Here is a 15,728-nt window from a genome sequence, read left to right as displayed (position 1 = left end):
AGCCAGGAGGGGGCGGTGGCGGGGGGCGCGTCCGTGGCGGCTTCGGTGCCGGTCTGTGCCTCGGCGTCCGCGTCCGTGGCCGCTTCTGGGGCAGCCTCCGCGTCCTCCGCCGCTTCAGGGTCCCCTGCCGCTTCAGGGTCCGTGGCGGCTTCAGGGTCCGCGTCCACGTCTCCCGCCGCTTCCATGTCGGGCGATGTATCCGCGATCACCGCCGTCGCCACGACCCGCAGCGCCGTCAGCAGGGGCGTCACCGCGGGCTCATGGCGCAGGGCGATGTCGTCGCCGTCCACCTCCAGGGGGACGCCCGCCGCGCCGAGGCTGCGGCGGACCGCGGGGATGGAGCGGGCGCCGGCGCGGACCAGGACCGCCATGTCGCCCCAGGGGACGCCGTCCTCCAGGTGTGCGCGGCGCAGGATGTCCGCGATGTTGTCCAGTTCCGTGCCGGCCGTCGGGTAGGTGTACACCTCGACGCGGCCGCCGTCCCTGACCGGCGTCAGCTCCCGGTGGGCCCGCACCTTCTCCGCGGGCAGCCTGGTCAGCGGCATGCGGCGGGTGAGCAGGCGGGTGGCCGCGAGCAGCTGCGCGCCCGACCTGCGGGACGTCGTCAGGACCTCGACCGGCGCCGGGGTGCCGTCCGCGCGCGGGAAGTCGTGGGGGAATTCCAGGATGCCGTTCACGTCGGCGCCCCGGAAGGTGTAGATCGACTGGTCGGGGTCTCCGAAGGCGAGGAGTGTCCGGCCGCCTCCGGAGAGCGCGTGCAGCAGCCGCACCTGCGCGGGGTCGGTGTCCTGGTACTCGTCCACGAAGACGGCGTCATACTGCGCGCCCAGCGCCCGCGCGACCTCGGGGCGGCGCGCGAGCAGTACCGCGCGGTGCACCAGTTCCGCGTAGTCGAGCACTCCTTGGAGGTCGAGTACGTCCAGGTACTCGGCGAGGAACGCCGCGGCCGCCCTCCAGTCGGGGCGTCCGCTGCGGCGGGCGAAGTCGTCGAGGGCGGCGGGGCCGAGGCCCAGCTCGCGGCTGCGGGCGAGGACCGCGCGCACCTCGTCGGCGAAGCCCCGGGTGGTGAGGCAGGCGCGCAGTTCGTCCGGCCAGCGGACGTGCCCGCGGCCTTCTTGCGCGAGGTCGATCTGGCCCGCCAGCAGTTCACGTACGGCCACGTCCTGTTCGGGACCCGAGAGGAGCCGCAGCGGTTCGACGAACAGGTCGGTGTCCTGGTGGGCCCGCACGAGGGCGTAGCAGAAGGAGTGGAACGTCGTGGCCTGCGGGGCGCGCGCGGCCCCTATGCGCAGCGCCATGCGGTCGCGCAGTTCGACCGCGGCCTTGCGGCTGAAGGTGAGGACCAGCAGCCGGGCGGGGTCCGCGCCGCGGGCGACGCGTGCGGCGACGGCCTCCACGAGGGTGGTGGTCTTGCCGGTGCCGGGGCCCGCGAGGACGAGCAGCGGTCCGTCCTTGTGGTCAACCACACCGCGCTGACCTGCGTCCAAGCGAGGGGGCTCCAACGGAGCCGGTGGCGTACGCACCAGTCGGTAGGCACCCGGGGTCCCCTGTCGCACCTGGTGGTGCGACAGGTGCCGGAGGTGCCGAGCGGAAGAGGGGGAACTCACGTGGGTCGCCGGTCCTGGTGGGTGTGCTGGTCGAGGAGTGGCCGCGCGGGGGCCGCGTGGTGACGGGGACGCGCGCTGTCGACGCTACGCCAGTGGACGCGGAGGACGCGTGGCTTCCCCCGTACGGGTCACCGGTGCGGTTGCTTGGCCCGTACCGGCCACCGGTGCGATGGCTTCCCCCGTACGGGCCACCGGCCCCCCGCCGCGTCCGCGGATGGCGGAAGCTGTCAGGTGTGAGCCTCCGGAGCCTGCGGGCGAGCGTCACCCGCGGCGTCGCCCTGCGCGCCGCCGCCCCCGGAGCGGCCGGCGTCCTCCAGGTCGTCCTCGGCTCCCGGCGCGCTCCTCGCGCGCACGGGCCGGGCCGACAGCACCTCCATCGCCCCCGCCATGTCGCGCAGATCACGCATGTCACGTACGTCCCGCATGTCGCGCACATCACGTCCCTCACTCAGGGCACGCCCGTCGCTCACCTCGGAGCCGTCCCACCGTGCTCGCCGCATGTCGAGCTTCGGCACGTGCCCCTGGGCGGCGCGCGAGGCCTGCCGCAAGGGGGTGCCCTCCTCGCGGTAGCGCTCCAGGGCGCGCAGTTCGTGGCCCGGCAGCAGGGCGCCGTCCGAGCGCACGACACGCCACCACGGGACACCCCCTCCGTAGAGGCCCATCACCCGCCCCACCTGGCGCGGGCCGCCCTCCTCAAGCCACTCGGCGACGTCTCCGTACGTCATCACGCGTCCCGGAGGGATCAGCTCCGCGACCTCGAGGACCCGTTCCGCATACTCCGGAAGGGCCTGCTCCGCATCGTCGGGCGGCATCTGTCGCTCTCGTCTCTGCTCGCTCATCCGGACCATCCTGCCGCACCCGGCCGACACTGCGAGCGGCCTGCCGCAGAGCGTCCCGCCACGCGGCCGACAGGGCGCGAAGTGTCGTTTCGTGACCACTTCGCGTCCTTGTGTTGCCCCCTGATGCCTCCCTGTAGCGGCCCGGCATGCCACCATCGTGCGGGCGGTGACTGGTGATACGAGATCAAGAAGAGACCACGGAGCAGCAGGGCGTGCATCCCGACAAGAAGGCGGGCACCTCTGCGTCCGAGTCACGCCCGGACACCGTTGAGCCCGCCCTGAAGACCGACGACGACGGCGCCGACAGCGGAGCGCATGCCGACCGCGTGGAGCGCGACGAACCGCTCCTCTCCGCGCGCGTGCACCGCCCTTCCGACCTGATGCGGCTGCTCGTCGGCATCCTGGCGATCGTGGTGCTCCTCGCGATCGCCGCGTTCGCGCACGGCACGACGTCCGGGCTCGAACAGGACATCGACAAGGGCACGGAGCAGGCGCCCGACCTGCTGATCAAGGTGGCGGGTCTCGTCGCCAGCATCGGGGTGCTGCTCGTCCCCGTCGCGTTCGCGATCGAACGGCTGATCAAGCGGGACGGTCTGCGCATCGCCGACGGCGTCCTGGCGGCCGTCCTCGCGCACGGCGTGACGCTGGCCACCGACCTCTGGGTCGCCAAGGCGGCCCCGGACTCCATCCAGGACGCGCTCACCAAGCCGTCCCCCGCGGACCTGCACGCGTTCACGGATCCGGTGCACGGCTACCTGGCGCCCGTCATCGCGTACATGACGGCCGTCGGCATGTCGCGCCGGCCGCGCTGGCGCCTGGTGCTCTTCGTGGTGCTGCTGCTCGACGCGTTCACGATGCTGGTCACCGGCTACACGACGCCGTTCTCGATCCTCCTGACGGTGCTCATCGGCTGGACCGTGGCGTACGGAACGCTCTACGCGGTCGGCTCGCCGAACGTACGGCCCACCGGGCAGACGCTCCTGGCGGGCCTGCGGCACGTCGGTTTCCGTCCGGTGAGCGCCGCTCGTGAGGAGGCCCCGGACAGCGAGCACGTCGACCGGGGCCGCCGCTACTTCGTCACCCTGGAGGACGGCCCGCCCCTGGACGTCACGGTCATCGACCGTGAGCAGCAGGCTCAGGGTTTCTTCTACCGCGTCTGGCGCAGGCTCACGCTGCGCGGCATCACCCAGCGGCGCAGTCTGCAGTCGCTGCGCCAGGCCCTGGAGCAGGAGGCGCTGCTCGCGTACGCGGCGATCGCGGCCGGTGCCAACGCGCCGAAGCTGATCGCCACCTCCGAGCTCGGCCCCGACGCGGTGATGCTCGTCTACGAGCACACCGGTGGCCGCTCCCTGGACTCCCTGCCGGACGAGGAGGTCACCGACGAGCTGCTGTGCGACACCTGGCGGCAGGTGCGGGCCCTGCAGTCCCGGCGGATCGCGCACCGCAGGCTCGCCGGGGACGCGGTCCTGGTGGATCGTTCCGGCACGGTGATCCTGACGGATCTGCGCGGCGGCGAGATCGCCGCGGGCGACCTGGTGCTGCGGATGGACATCGCCCAGCTCCTGACCACCCTCGGCCTGCGCGTGGGCGCCGAGCGCGCGGTCGCGTCCGCCGTGGAGGTCCTCGGCCCGGACGCGGTGGCCGACTGTCTGCCGATGCTCCAGCCGATCGCCCTCACCCGCTCCACCCGCGGCACGCTGCGCAAGCTGGCCCGCGAGCGGTCCCAGCGCGAGCGTGAGGCGGTCCTGGACGCCTCCCGCAGGTCCCGGCAGGCCGCGCGCGCGGACGCGTCCGACGAGGCGCCCGAGAGCGCGCGTACGGACAAGCAGGCGCAGAAGCAGGAGAAGCAGGTCGAGAAGCAGGAGCGGCAGGCCGAGAAGCAGGCCATAGACGAGGCTCTGGAGCAGGCCCGCGAGGAGGATCTGCTCACTCAGATCCGCCATCAGGTGCTGCTCATCCGCCCGACGGCACCGGCCGAGCCGGCGCAGCTCGAGCGGATCAGACCCCGCACGCTGATCAGTTTCATCGCCGGTGCCATCGGTGCGTACTTCCTGCTGTCGCAGCTCACCCACGTCGAGTTCGGCAAGCTCTTCCAGGAGGCCGAGTGGGGCTGGGTGGCCGCCGCCGTCGGGTTCTCCGCGCTGAGCTACTTCGCCGCGGCGATGAGCCTGCTGGGCTTCGTACCGGAGCGGGTGCCGTTCCTGCGGACGGTGGCGGCGCAGGTCGCCGGGTCGTTCGTGAAGATCGTGGCGCCCGCCGCGGTGGGCGGTGTCGCGCTCAACACCCGGTTCCTGCAGCGCTCCGGGGTGCGGTCGGGGCTCGCGGTGGCGAGTGTCGGGGCCTCGCAACTCTTCGGCCTCGGTTCGCACATCTTGCTGCTGCTCGTCTTCGGCTATCTGACGGGCACGGAGAAGACGCCCTCGTTCACGCCGTCCCGCACGGTCATCGCCGGTCTGCTGTCGGTCGCGGTGCTCGTCCTGGTGGTGACGGCCATCCCGTTCCTGCGGAAATTCGTCGTCACGCGCGTGCGGTCGCTTTTCGCGGGGGTCGTGCCGCGCATGCTGGATGTGCTCCAGCGGCCGCAGAAGCTGCTCACCGGCATCGGCGGGATGCTGCTGCTGACCCTCATGTTCGTACTCTGTCTCGACGCGTCGGTGCGGGCCTTCGGCAATGAGGAGATGACCTCGCTGAGCCTCGCGAGCGTCGCGGTGGTCTTCCTCGCGGGCAACGCCCTGGGGTCGGCGGCGCCGACGCCCGGCGGTGTGGGCGCGGTGGAGGCGACGCTGACCGTCGGTCTGATCGCGGTCGGCGTCCCCAAGGACGTGGCGGCGCCCGCGGTGCTGCTCTACCGGCTTCTGACGCTGTGGCTTCCGGTGCTTCCGGGGTGGCTGTTCTTCAACCACCTCACAAGGAAGGGCCTCCTTTAGCGCACGCGCCTCGCGTAACGTCCGTGGCGGCCGTCGGCGTCAGAAGAGCAGGACCAGTACCGCCAGGAGCAACGCGGCCCCCGCCACCTCCGTGGCGCCCACCACCGACACCCTCACGCCTGTGCCCGGCAGCAGTGCCGCGCGGGCGAGGTAGGCGGCGAAGAGGGGCGCGAGCCAGGGGCTGAGCGCGTACGCCGCCGGGACGGCGAGTGCGTGGTAGGTCACCGACGCCCGGTAGTACGTCCGTGAGCCGCGCTCGCGGATCATCGTCTTCACATACGGCACCGTTCCCGCGAAGGACAGCAGGCAGGCGAGGGCGGGGCGCCACCCGTCGGCGAGGGCGCCGCCGCCCACGCGCAGCGTGACGAGGAGCATGCCGCAGGCCGGGACCACCGCCGCCAGGCCGTTGAGCAGGGCCCGCTCCCTGTTGCGCCGGGCGTAGTACGTGTTGACGGCCACGAAGGGCGCAGCGCAGAGGGCCACGAGGAGCAGCCAGGGGTACGGGAACAGCAGCGGCACCCCGCAGACCGCGCAGAGCGCCGCCGAGGCCAGCGCGGGGCGCACATGGCGGCGTGGGGCCCTCGGGTTGCGGGAGAGGCGGCGCAGGCGGAGCCACTGCTGGGCGTGGAAGGCCGCGACGTACCCCGCCAACCACGCGGCGAACAGCGGCAGATGGGCCCAGCGAGGCCCTGCGGCCGGCCCGCCCAGGAAGACGCCCGCGGCGAAGGGCACGGCGAGCATCGCCCACGCCCCGTGCTGGTTCGGCAGCCATGTACGGAGTGATCCCCGCCTTTTCTCGCCCATGCGCCCAGCTTCCCAGTAAGCCGCCGGGACAATTCCAGTAAGCGGCCGGGACAATTGCGGCAGGAGGTCATGCCCTGAGGGGACCTAAGTCCCCGCGTTCCCAACCTGCCCCGGGCTTAGTGTCGTTGCAGGCAGCACACGCTGTGCACCTTTTCTTCGGGACGGCCGGGAGATGTGACGTGCAGAAGAGAAAAGACGTCGCCGAGACGCTCGTCAAGGCCGGGAGTTTCTTCACCCGCACCGCGGAGATCTCGGATGATCTGCACCGGGTGCAGCACACCGGAGGCCGGGAGGGCGAGTCCTTCTACCGCGACAGGTGGAGCCACGACAAGGTCGTGTATTCGACGCACGGCGTGAATTGCACGGGCTCGTGCCGCTGGAAGGTGTATGTCAAGGACGGCATCATCACCTGGGAGACGCAGGCCACGGACTATCCGTCCGTCGGGCCCGACCGCCCCGAATACGAGCCTCGCGGCTGCCCGCGCGGAGCGTCTTTCTCCTGGTACACGTATTCGCCCACGCGCGTCCGTCATCCGCATGTGCGCGGCGCCCTCCTGGAGATGTACCGGGAGGCGAAGGCCCGCCTGCGGGACCCGGTGGCGGCGTGGGCCGACATCCAGGCCGACCCGGAGCGCCGCCGCAGGTACCAACAAGCGCGCGGCAAGGGCGGCCTGGTGCGGGCGGGCTGGGAGGAGGCCGTCGAGATCGTGGCGGCCGCGCATGTCCACACGATCAAGGAGTACGGTCCCGACCGCGTCGCGGGTTTCTCCCCCATTCCCGCGATGTCGATGGCGTCGCATGCGGCGGGTGCCCGTTTCCATTCCCTCATCGGCGCCCCGATGCTGTCGTTCTACGACTGGTACGCGGATCTTCCGGTGGCCTCGCCGCAGGTTTTCGGCGACCAGACCGACGTACCGGAATCGGGTGACTGGTGGGGTGCCGCGTATTTGATGATGTGGGGTTCGAATGTGCCGGTGACGCGGACGCCGGACGCGCACTGGATGACGGAGGCCCGTTATCGGGGGCAGAAAGTCGTCACCGTCTCACCGGATTTCGCGGACAACACGAAGTTCGCCGATGAGTGGATGCATCCGCACCCCGGCACGGACGGCGCGCTCGCTCTCGCGATGGGGCATGTCATCCTCCGTGAATTCTTCGTCGAACGGCGGACTCCGTTCTTCGAGGATTACGTACGCCGTTACACGGATCTGCCGTTTCTCGTCACCCTGGACGAGACGGAGAAGGGCCTCGTGCCGCACAAGTTCCTCACGGCGGCCGACCTGGGGGAAGACACGGAAAACGCCCGGTGGAAGACCGTCCTGATCGACGACGCGACGGGCGAGCCGACCGTCCCCAACGGCACGCTCGGCCACCGGTGGGCCACTACGGAGACCCCCGAGTGGAACCTCCACCTCGGCGACACCGTGCCCCGGCTCACGCTCCTGGGCGAGACCTCAGAGGCCTCCAAAACCACCGGGGACCTGGAAACCACCGCCGAGATCGTCCTGCCCCGCTTCGAGGACGACGACAACGGTGTCGTACGCCGTGGAGTCCCGGTCCGCCGCGTCGGCGGCCGCCTCGTCACCACCGTCTTCGACCTGATGCTCGCCCAGTACGGCGTCCCGCGCGCGGGGCTGCCCGGCGAGTGGCCCGCCTCCTACGAGGACGCCTCCCAACCCGGCACTCCGGCCTGGCAGGAGACCCTCACCTCCGTGCCCGCCGCACAGGCCACGCGCGTGGCGCGCGAGTTCGCCGAGACCGCCGAGGCCTCCGGGGGCCGCTGCATGATCCTCATGGGGGCGGGCACCAACCACTGGTTCCACTCGGAGACGATCTACCGCGCCTTCCTGGCGCTGCTCACGCTCACCGGCTGCCAGGGGCGCAACGGCGGCGGATGGGGCCACTACGTAGGGCAGGAGAAGTGCCGGCCGGTGACCGGCTGGGCGACGCTCGCGAGCGCGTCCGACTGGGGGCGCCCGCCCCGGCACATGATCGGCGCGGGCTGGTTCTACCTCCACACCGACCAGTGGCGTTACGACACGCTGCCCGCCGAGGCCCTTGCCTCCCCTCTGGGGGACGGGCGCTTCGAGGGGATGACGGGCGCCGACTGCCTGGCCGCCTCGGCACGCATGGGGTGGATGCCCTCGTACCCGACCTTCGACCGCAACCCCTTGGAGCTGGGCGCGGCCGAGGATCCCGTCGCGAGCGCCGTGCGAGGGCTCAAGGACGGCACGCTGGGCTTCGCGGGCGAGGATCCCGACGCGCCCGGCAACTGGCCGCGCGTGCTCAACGTATGGCGGGCCAACCTGCTCGGCTCGTCGTCCAAGGGCAACGAGTACTTCCTCAAGCATCTGCTCGGCACGCACTCCAACCTCCCCGACGACGGGCCGCGTTGCGCGCCGCGCGATGTGAAGTGGCATCCCCGGGACGTCGAGGGCAAGCTCGATCTGCTGCTCTGCCTCGACTTCCGGATGACGTCCACGACACTGCTCTCCGATGTCGTGCTGCCGGCCGCCACCTGGTACGAGAAGCACGATCTGTCCTCCACCGACATGCATCCCTTCCTGCACGCCTTCACCCCGGCCGTGGACCCGCCCTGGCAGGCCAGGAGCGACTACGACGCGTTCCTCGCGATCGCCCGGCGATTCGGCGAGCTGGCGGGTGAGCACCTTGGCGTACGCCGTGATCTGGTCGCCACGGCCCTCCAGCACGACACTCCCGGCGGCGAGATGGCCCAGCCCGGTGGTGTCGCGCTCGACTGGTCGAAGGGCGAGTGCGAGCCCGTGCCGGGGCGCACCATGTACAACCTCGCCGTCGTGGAGCGTGACTACGGAGCGGTCGGGGAGAAGTTCGCCGCGCTCGGCCCGCTGGTCGACCGGCTCGGGGTCACCACGAAGGCGGTCACCTATGACGTCGGTGAGGAGATCGCGTACCTGAAGGAGAAGAACGGCACGGTCCGCGGCGGCGTCGCCGACGGCAGGCCGCGCCTGGACACCGCCCAGCGGGCCTGTGAGGCGATCCTGTCGCTCTCCGGGACCTCCAACGGCCGGCTGGCCACCCAGGGCTTCGAGACGCTGGAGAAGCGGGTCGGCACGGAGATGGCGCACCTGGCCGCCGAGGCCGAGGGCAAGCGGATCAGCTTCGCGGACACCCAGGCACGGCCGGTCCCTGTCATCACGAGCCCCGAATGGTCCGGCAGCGAGTCCGGAGGGCGCCGCTACACCGCGTTCACCGTCAACACCGAACACCTGAAGCCGTGGCACACCCTCACCGGGCGCCAGCACTTCTTCCTCGACCACGACTGGATCCACGAGGTCGGCGAGGCACTGCCCGTCTATAAGCCTCCGCTGAACATGCACCGCCTCTACGGAGAGCCCCAGTTGGGTTCCCGAACCGACGGCAAGGAGGTGGCGGTGCGCTTCTTGACGCCGCACAACAAGTGGGCGATTCACTCCCAGTACCAGGACAACCTCTACATGATGACGCTCGGCCGCGGCGGGCAGACCGTGTGGATGTCCCCCCAGGACGCCGAGGCCATCGGTGTGCGCGACAACGAGTGGATCGAGGCCGTCAACCGCAACGGCGTCGTCACGGCCCGCGCGATCGTCTCCCACAAGATGCCCCCGGGGACGGTCTACATGAACCACGCCCAGGAGCGGACCGTCGGTGTCCCGAAGACCGAGAGGACCGGCCGCCGCGGCGGGATCCACAACTCCCTCACCCGGATCATGCTCAAGCCCACGCATCTGGTGGGCGGCTACGCCCAGTTGACGTGGGCCTTCAACTACCTGGGGCCGACCGGCAACCAGCGCGACGAGGTGACGGTCATCCGGCGCCGCGGCCAGGAGGTTCAGTACTGATGCGCGTCATGGCACAGGTGGCGATGGTCATGAACCTCGACAAGTGCATCGGCTGCCACACCTGTTCGGTCGCCTGCAAGCAGGCGTGGACCAACCGCAAGGGCACCGAGTACGTCTGGTTCAACAACGTCGAGACGCTCCCCGGACAGGGCTATCCGCGCCGCTGGGAGGACCAGGAGCGGTGGCGGGGCGGCTGGGAGCGGACAAGGTCCGGGCGGCTGCGGCTGAGGGCGGGAGGGCGCCTCAGGCGGCTCGGCCGGCTCTTCGCCAACCCCGAACTCCCGGAGCTCTCGGACTACTACCAGCCCTGGACGTACGAGTACAAGAACCTCACCGACGCCCCGGCGGGCGACGACATGCCGGTCGCCAAGCCCGTCTCGCAGACCACCGGTGAGCCCATCGGCACCATCGAGTGGGGCCCCAACTGGGACGACAACCTCGGCGGCGCCCCGGAGCACGCCCCCAAGGACCCCCTGGTGGAGAAGGTCCGCGACGAGGTCGGCGAGAGGATCCGCTTCGAGTTCGAGCAGAGCTTCATGTTCTACCTGCCGCGGATCTGCGAGCACTGCCTCAACCCCGCGTGTGTGTCGTCGTGCCCCTCCGGAGCGATGTACAAGCGCGTGGAGGACGGCATTGTCCTGGTCGACCAGGACCAGTGCCGCGGCTGGCGGATGTGCGTCACCGGGTGCCCCTACAAGAAGGTCTACTTCAACCACGCCACCGGCAAGGCCGAGAAGTGCACGTTCTGCTTCCCGCGCGTGGAGGCCGGTATGCCGACGATCTGTTCGGAGACGTGCGTGGGGCGCATGCGCTACCTGGGCGTGATGCTCTACGACGCCGACAAGGTCACCGAAGCCGCCCTGGTGGAGGATGAACAGGACCTTTATCCGGCGCAGTTGCAGTGCTTCCTCGATCCGCACGATCCGGTGGTCGCCGCCGCCGCCCGCGCGTGCGGCATCACCGAGGAGTGGCTGGACGCGGCCCGCCGCTCCCCCGTGTACGACCTGATCCGCACCTACCAGGTCGCCCTGCCGCTGCATCCGGAGTACCGCACCATGCCGATGGTCTGGTACGTGCCGCCGCTCTCCCCGGTGGTCGAGGCGGTCGCCGCCGCCGGACGGGACGGCGAGGACGCGGGCAACCTCTTCGGCGCCATCGACGCGCTGCGCATTCCGGTGGAGTACCTCGCCGAACTGCACACCGCGGGCGACACCTACGCCGTCGACGCGGTCCTGCGCCGCATGGCCGCCATGCGCGCCCACATGCGGCGCGTCAACCTCGGCCAGGAGCGCGACGAGTCGATCGCCGCCGCCGTCGGCCTGACCGGCCAGGAGATGGAGGACATGTTCCGCCTCCTCGCGATCGCCAAGTACGAGGACCGGTACGTGATCCCGACCGCCGCCCGTGCCGACGCGGACGCCCTCGCCGGCACGCATCCCCTGGAGGAGGGCTGCCCCGTGGCCGACGACGCCCACCAGGTGACCGAGGGCGGCTGCCCGGTCGCCTCGCCCGAGAGCTCCGGAGAGCCCGTGCTGCTCAACCTCGCCCCCACTCGGAGAAGCGCGTGAACACCGACGCCGTCATCCGGCTCGTCGCCGGCCGGCTGCTCCAGTACCCCGACGAGCGGCTGTACGCGGAGCTGGAGCTGCTCCACCAAGCCGTGGACCAGCCCGCCCTGCGGGAATTCATCGCCCACGCGCGCGTGCGACGCCCCCTGGACCTCGCCGCGCACTACACGGAGGTCTTCGACACCCGTAACCGGCGCTGCCTGTACCTCACTTGGTGGACGGACGGCGACACCCGCAACCGCGGGCTCTCCCTGGTGCGCCTCAAGGAGGCCTACCGCGAGCACGGCCTGGAGTTCGCCTCAAAGGAGCTGCCCGACTTCCTGCCGGCCCTCCTGGAGTTCGCCGCACGCGAAGAGAGGGCGGGCACCGCCCTGCTGGAGGAGCACCGCGCCGGACTCGAACTGCTGCGCCTGGCCGTCACCGACTTCGGCACGCCCTACGCGCGCGTGCTCGAAGCGGTCTGCGCCACGCTCCCCGGCCCCTCGCCCGCCACAAGGGCCGAGGCGAAGGCGCTCGCCCGCAACGGCCCGCCCCGGGAGAGCGTCGGCCTCGAACCCTTCGGACCCGGCCTCGAACCCTTCGGCACTGGCCTCGAACCCTCCGGCACCGGCGTCGACCTCCCGTGGCCCACCGTCCCGGAAAGGACCCCGGCGTAATGGACCTCCTCCTGTGGGGCGTCATGCCCTACGTCGCCGCCACCCTGCTGATCGCGGGCCTCATCTGGCGGGCCCGCTACGACCGGTTCGGTCTGACCACGCACTCCTCGCAGCTGCACGAGTCACGGCTGCTGCGCGTCGGCTCACCGCTCTTCCACTTCGGAATGGCGTTCGTCGTGCTCGGCCACGTGGTCGGGCTGCTCGTCCCCGACAGCTGGACCGACGCGGTGGGCGTCAGCGACCACACGTACCACCTGCTTGCCGTCTCCACGGGTGCCGTCGCGGGCCTCGCGGCGGCAGTGGGCATCGGCATCCTCGTGTACCGGCGCCTGAGGGTGCCCGCCGTCCGAAAGGCCACACTCCGCAGTGACCACGTGATGTACGCGGTCCTGCTCGGCGCGATGCTGCTCGGCCTGGTCGCGACCGCGCTCAACTCCTCCGGAGTGGTCGACTACAACTACCGCGAGGGCGTCTCCGTCTGGTTCCGCGGCCTGTTCACGCTCCAGCCCGACTACCGCCTGATGGGCGCGGCGCCGCTCGCCTTCAAGCTGCACGTCGCCTTCGGCTTCGCCCTCTTCGCGCTGATCCCCTTCTCCCGGCTCGCGCACGTCGTCAGCGCCCCCTTCAAGTACCTCTTCAGGCCCTACGTCGTCTATCGGCGCCGGGACCCGCGGCAGCTCGCCAACCGGGAGCCGAAGCGGGGCTGGGAGCGGGCGTCGTGAGCGGCGTCCTGCGGCGCCCCCGGCACGACATCGCCGAGCGGCCCTTCCTCGTCATCTGGGAGGCCACGCGCGCGTGCCCGCTGGCCTGCCCGCACTGCCGGGCCGAGGCGCGGCCCGCCCGGGACCCGCGCGAGCTGGACGGCGCGGACGCCCGCCGCCTCATGGACCAGATCGCGGCCTTCGGGAAGCCCGCCCCGCTCTTCGTCATCACGGGCGGCGATCCGTTCCAGCGGGCCGACCTCACCGACCTGATCGCGTACGGGACGGCGCTCGGGCTCCGTATCGCCGTCTCCCCCTCGGGGACGTCCACCCTGGACCGGACGAACCTGACAGCCGTACGCGACGCGGGCGCCGTCGCCCTCTCGCTGAGCGTCGACGGATCCACGGCCGCGCGCCACGACGCGTTCCGGGGCGTCGACGGCGTCTTCGAGTGGACGCTCGACGGCTGGCGGACGGCCCGCGAACTGGGGCTGAAAGTCCAGATCAACACCACCGTCACCCGGCACAGCCTGGAGGACCTGGCGGACATCGCGGCACTGGTGCGGCGCGAGGGCGCGATGCTGTGGAGCGGCTTCCTGCTCGTGCCGACCGGCCGGGGCGGCGAGCTCTCCGCGCTCGGCGCCGACGAGGTAGAGGACGTACTGCACTTCCTGTACGACACCGGCGCGACGCTGGCCACCAAGACCACGGAGGGCCACCACTTCCGCCGGGTGGCGCTCCAGCGGCCCCTCCTGGAGCGGCACGGCGAGGAGCCGGAGCTCGGCCCCCTGTACGCGCGTCTGACGGCACGCGCGCGTGCCCTTGGCCTGCACGACGGGCAGCGGCGCGCGGCCCGCAGGCCGCCCATGGACGTGGGCTCGGGGCGCGGCTTCGTCTTCGTGTCGCACACCGGCGACGTCCACCCCAGCGGCTTCCTGCCCCTGTCGGCGGGCAACGTGAGACACCATCCGCTCGCCGACATCTACCGGGGCACCGCGCTCTTCACGACGCTGCGCGACCCGTCGCTGCTGGAGGGCGCGTGCGGGCGCTGCGAGTTCAACGCCGTGTGCGGGGGCTCCCGTTCGCGCGCGTACGGGGCCACGGGGCGGCTTCTCGCCACCGATCCCTGGTGCGCGTACGAGCCCGGCAGCTTTCCGTACCAGGACGAGCTGCGCGAGCTGCTCGCGGACGCGGGAGCGCGCCACGCGGCCCGCGCGGAAGGGAGCGCGGCATGACGCGTTCAGTGATCGTCGTCGGCGGTGGCATCAGCGGACTGACCGCCGCCTGGCGGCTGCGCGGCGACGCCGAGGTGACCGTCCTGGAGTGCGCGCCCCGCATCGGCGGCAAGCTGCGCACCGGCACCCTCGCGGGCGTCCCGGTCGACGAGGGCGCCGAGTCGCTGATGGCGCTGCGCCCCGAGGCCGTGCGGCTCGCCCAGGACGTGGGCCTCGGCGCCGGCCTGTGCGACCCGGCGCCCGCACCCACCACCCTGTGGTCCGGCGGCGCGCTGCGTGCCCTGCCCGCGGGCCACGTCATGGGCATCCCCGCCGAGCCCGCCGCGCTGGAGGGCACCGGGCTGCTGTCCGACGAGGGGGTGGCCCGGCTGCGCCACGAGGAGACGCTGCCCGCCGAGGTGTGGACCGAGGACGTGTCGGTCGCCGAGTACCTCGGCGGGCGGCTCGGTCAGGAGGCGGTGGACAGGCTCGTGGAGCCCCTGCTCGGCGGCGTCTACGCGGGCCGCCCCGACCGCCTCTCGCTGCGGGCCGCGCTGCCGCGCGTGGCGGCGGTCGCCGAGCGCGGGGAGCCGCTGCTTCAGGCGCTGCGCCGGATGCGTACCTCTGGAGTGCCCGGAGCGAATGGCTCCCCGGGCGGGGCAGCCGGCAAAGGCGCGGCCCCCTACGAGGAGCCTCGCGAAAGTGCCGCCCCACGCGCGGGCACCGCGAAAACCGTCGCCGTCCAGGGGCTGCGCGGCGGTACCGGACGCCTGCCGCTCGCCGTCGCCGAGGCGAGCGGCGCCCCGATCCTGACCGGTACGCGCGTGCGGGAGCTCGAGCGCACCCCCGCGGGACGGTGGCGCGTGCTCGCCGTCACCGGGGACGGGCCGCTGCTCCTGGAGGCGGACGCGGTGGTCCTCGCCGTGCCCGCGTACGAGGCCGCCGAGCTGCTGCGCCCGCACGCGCCGCTCGCCGACGCCGACCTCGGGGCGATCCAGCACGCGAGCACCGCCGTGGTGACCCTGGCGTTCCCGCGTACGCGGGCACTGTCGCGGGCGCGTGCCCTCCCCGAGGGCAACGGCTTCCTTGTGCCCGCCGTGGACGGCCGCTCCCTGAAGGCGGCCACCTTCCTCAGCAACAAGTGGCGGTGGCAGTCCGAGGCGGCCCCCGACCTCTTCCTGCTGCGCACTTCCATCGGACGGGTGGCCGAGGAGCACCGGCTCGCCGTCCCCGACCGCCACCTGGTCCGCACCTCGGTGACCGAGCTGCACCAGGCCGTGGGCCCCATCGGTGAGCCCGTCGCGGCGCGCGTCACCCGATGGGAGCGCGGCCTGCCGCAGTACGGCGTCGGCCACACCGACCGCGTCGCCCGCGTCCGCGAGGCCGTCGGCAAGCTGCCCGGCCTCGAACTGTGCGGGGCCGCGTACGACGGTGTGGGCGTCGCCGCCTGTGTGGCGACGGGCACGGCGGTGGCCCGCCGCCTCACGGAGGGCTGACCCCCCGCAGGCCCAAAGCCCCCCGAACGGCACCCCCGGCCCCGCACACCCTGAAC

The 15,728-nt window shown here is 72.0% G+C and carries 9 protein-coding genes and 1 pseudogene; 7 read left to right on the top strand and 3 right to left on the bottom strand.

From position 1 onward, the window contains the following. The coding region (locus GKQ77_RS14095; protein ID WP_219689064.1) for an ATP-dependent helicase at nucleotides 1-1,607 on the bottom strand (1,607 nt) is incomplete at its 3' end. Nucleotides 1,608-2,065: 458 nt separating this feature from the next. Beyond that, nucleotides 2,066-2,446, bottom strand: a pseudogene (locus GKQ77_RS14090) (MGMT family protein); the annotation flags it as partial. A gap of 173 nt (nucleotides 2,447-2,619) precedes the next feature. Here GKQ77_RS14090 and GKQ77_RS14085 point away from each other — a divergent pair. After that, nucleotides 2,620-5,373 (top strand): lysylphosphatidylglycerol synthase domain-containing protein, encoded by a 2,754-nt coding sequence (locus GKQ77_RS14085; RefSeq protein ID WP_219689063.1) that lies wholly within the window; start codon nucleotides 2,620-2,622, stop codon nucleotides 5,371-5,373. Between the two features lie 39 nt (nucleotides 5,374-5,412). Here the strand turns inward: GKQ77_RS14085 and GKQ77_RS14080 are convergent, their stop codons facing one another. Beyond that, a complete protein-coding gene (locus GKQ77_RS14080) occupies nucleotides 5,413-6,177 on the bottom strand; it encodes a YwiC-like family protein (RefSeq protein WP_219689062.1) in 765 nt (254 codons plus the stop codon). A gap of 179 nt (nucleotides 6,178-6,356) precedes the next feature. On the opposite strand from GKQ77_RS14080, the gene GKQ77_RS14075 reads away from it, so the two are divergent. From GKQ77_RS14075 to hemG, 6 genes are read left to right on the top strand one after another with little or no spacing between them, the layout of a single operon-like run. Then, the gene (locus tag GKQ77_RS14075; RefSeq protein ID WP_219689061.1) at nucleotides 6,357-10,037 is read left to right on the top strand and encodes a nitrate reductase subunit alpha; all 3,681 of its coding nucleotides are present in this window, start codon (nucleotides 6,357-6,359) and stop codon (nucleotides 10,035-10,037) included. Continuing rightward, nucleotides 10,037-11,605 (top strand): nitrate reductase subunit beta, encoded by a 1,569-nt coding sequence (gene narH, locus GKQ77_RS14070; protein WP_219689060.1) that lies wholly within the window; start codon nucleotides 10,037-10,039, stop codon nucleotides 11,603-11,605. Before GKQ77_RS14075 ends, narH begins: the two co-directional genes overlap by 1 nt. Then, nucleotides 11,602-12,261, top strand: a complete 660-nt coding sequence (narJ, locus tag GKQ77_RS14065; protein ID WP_219689059.1) for a nitrate reductase molybdenum cofactor assembly chaperone — start codon at nucleotides 11,602-11,604, stop codon at nucleotides 12,259-12,261. The genes narH and narJ overlap by 4 nt, the downstream gene beginning before the upstream one ends. Beyond that, the gene (narI, locus tag GKQ77_RS14060; protein WP_219689058.1) at nucleotides 12,261-12,983 is read left to right on the top strand and encodes a respiratory nitrate reductase subunit gamma; all 723 of its coding nucleotides are present in this window, start codon (nucleotides 12,261-12,263) and stop codon (nucleotides 12,981-12,983) included. Before narJ ends, narI begins: the two co-directional genes overlap by 1 nt. Then, nucleotides 12,980-14,197 (top strand): TIGR04053 family radical SAM/SPASM domain-containing protein, encoded by a 1,218-nt coding sequence (locus GKQ77_RS14055; RefSeq protein WP_308117660.1) that lies wholly within the window; start codon nucleotides 12,980-12,982, stop codon nucleotides 14,195-14,197. The genes narI and GKQ77_RS14055 overlap by 4 nt, the downstream gene beginning before the upstream one ends. Continuing rightward, on the top strand, nucleotides 14,194-15,672 hold the full coding sequence (hemG, locus tag GKQ77_RS14050; protein WP_219689057.1) for a protoporphyrinogen oxidase: 1,479 nt from the start codon (nucleotides 14,194-14,196) through the stop codon (nucleotides 15,670-15,672). Before GKQ77_RS14055 ends, hemG begins: the two co-directional genes overlap by 4 nt. The last annotated feature ends 56 nt before the right edge of the window (nucleotides 15,673-15,728 follow it).

This window comes from Streptomyces anatolicus (genome assembly GCF_019400875.1).
In the GTDB taxonomy this organism is placed as follows: Bacteria; Actinomycetota; Actinomycetes; order Streptomycetales; family Streptomycetaceae; genus Streptomyces; species Streptomyces anatolicus.
This window is presented reverse-complemented; position numbering and strand designations above follow the sequence as displayed.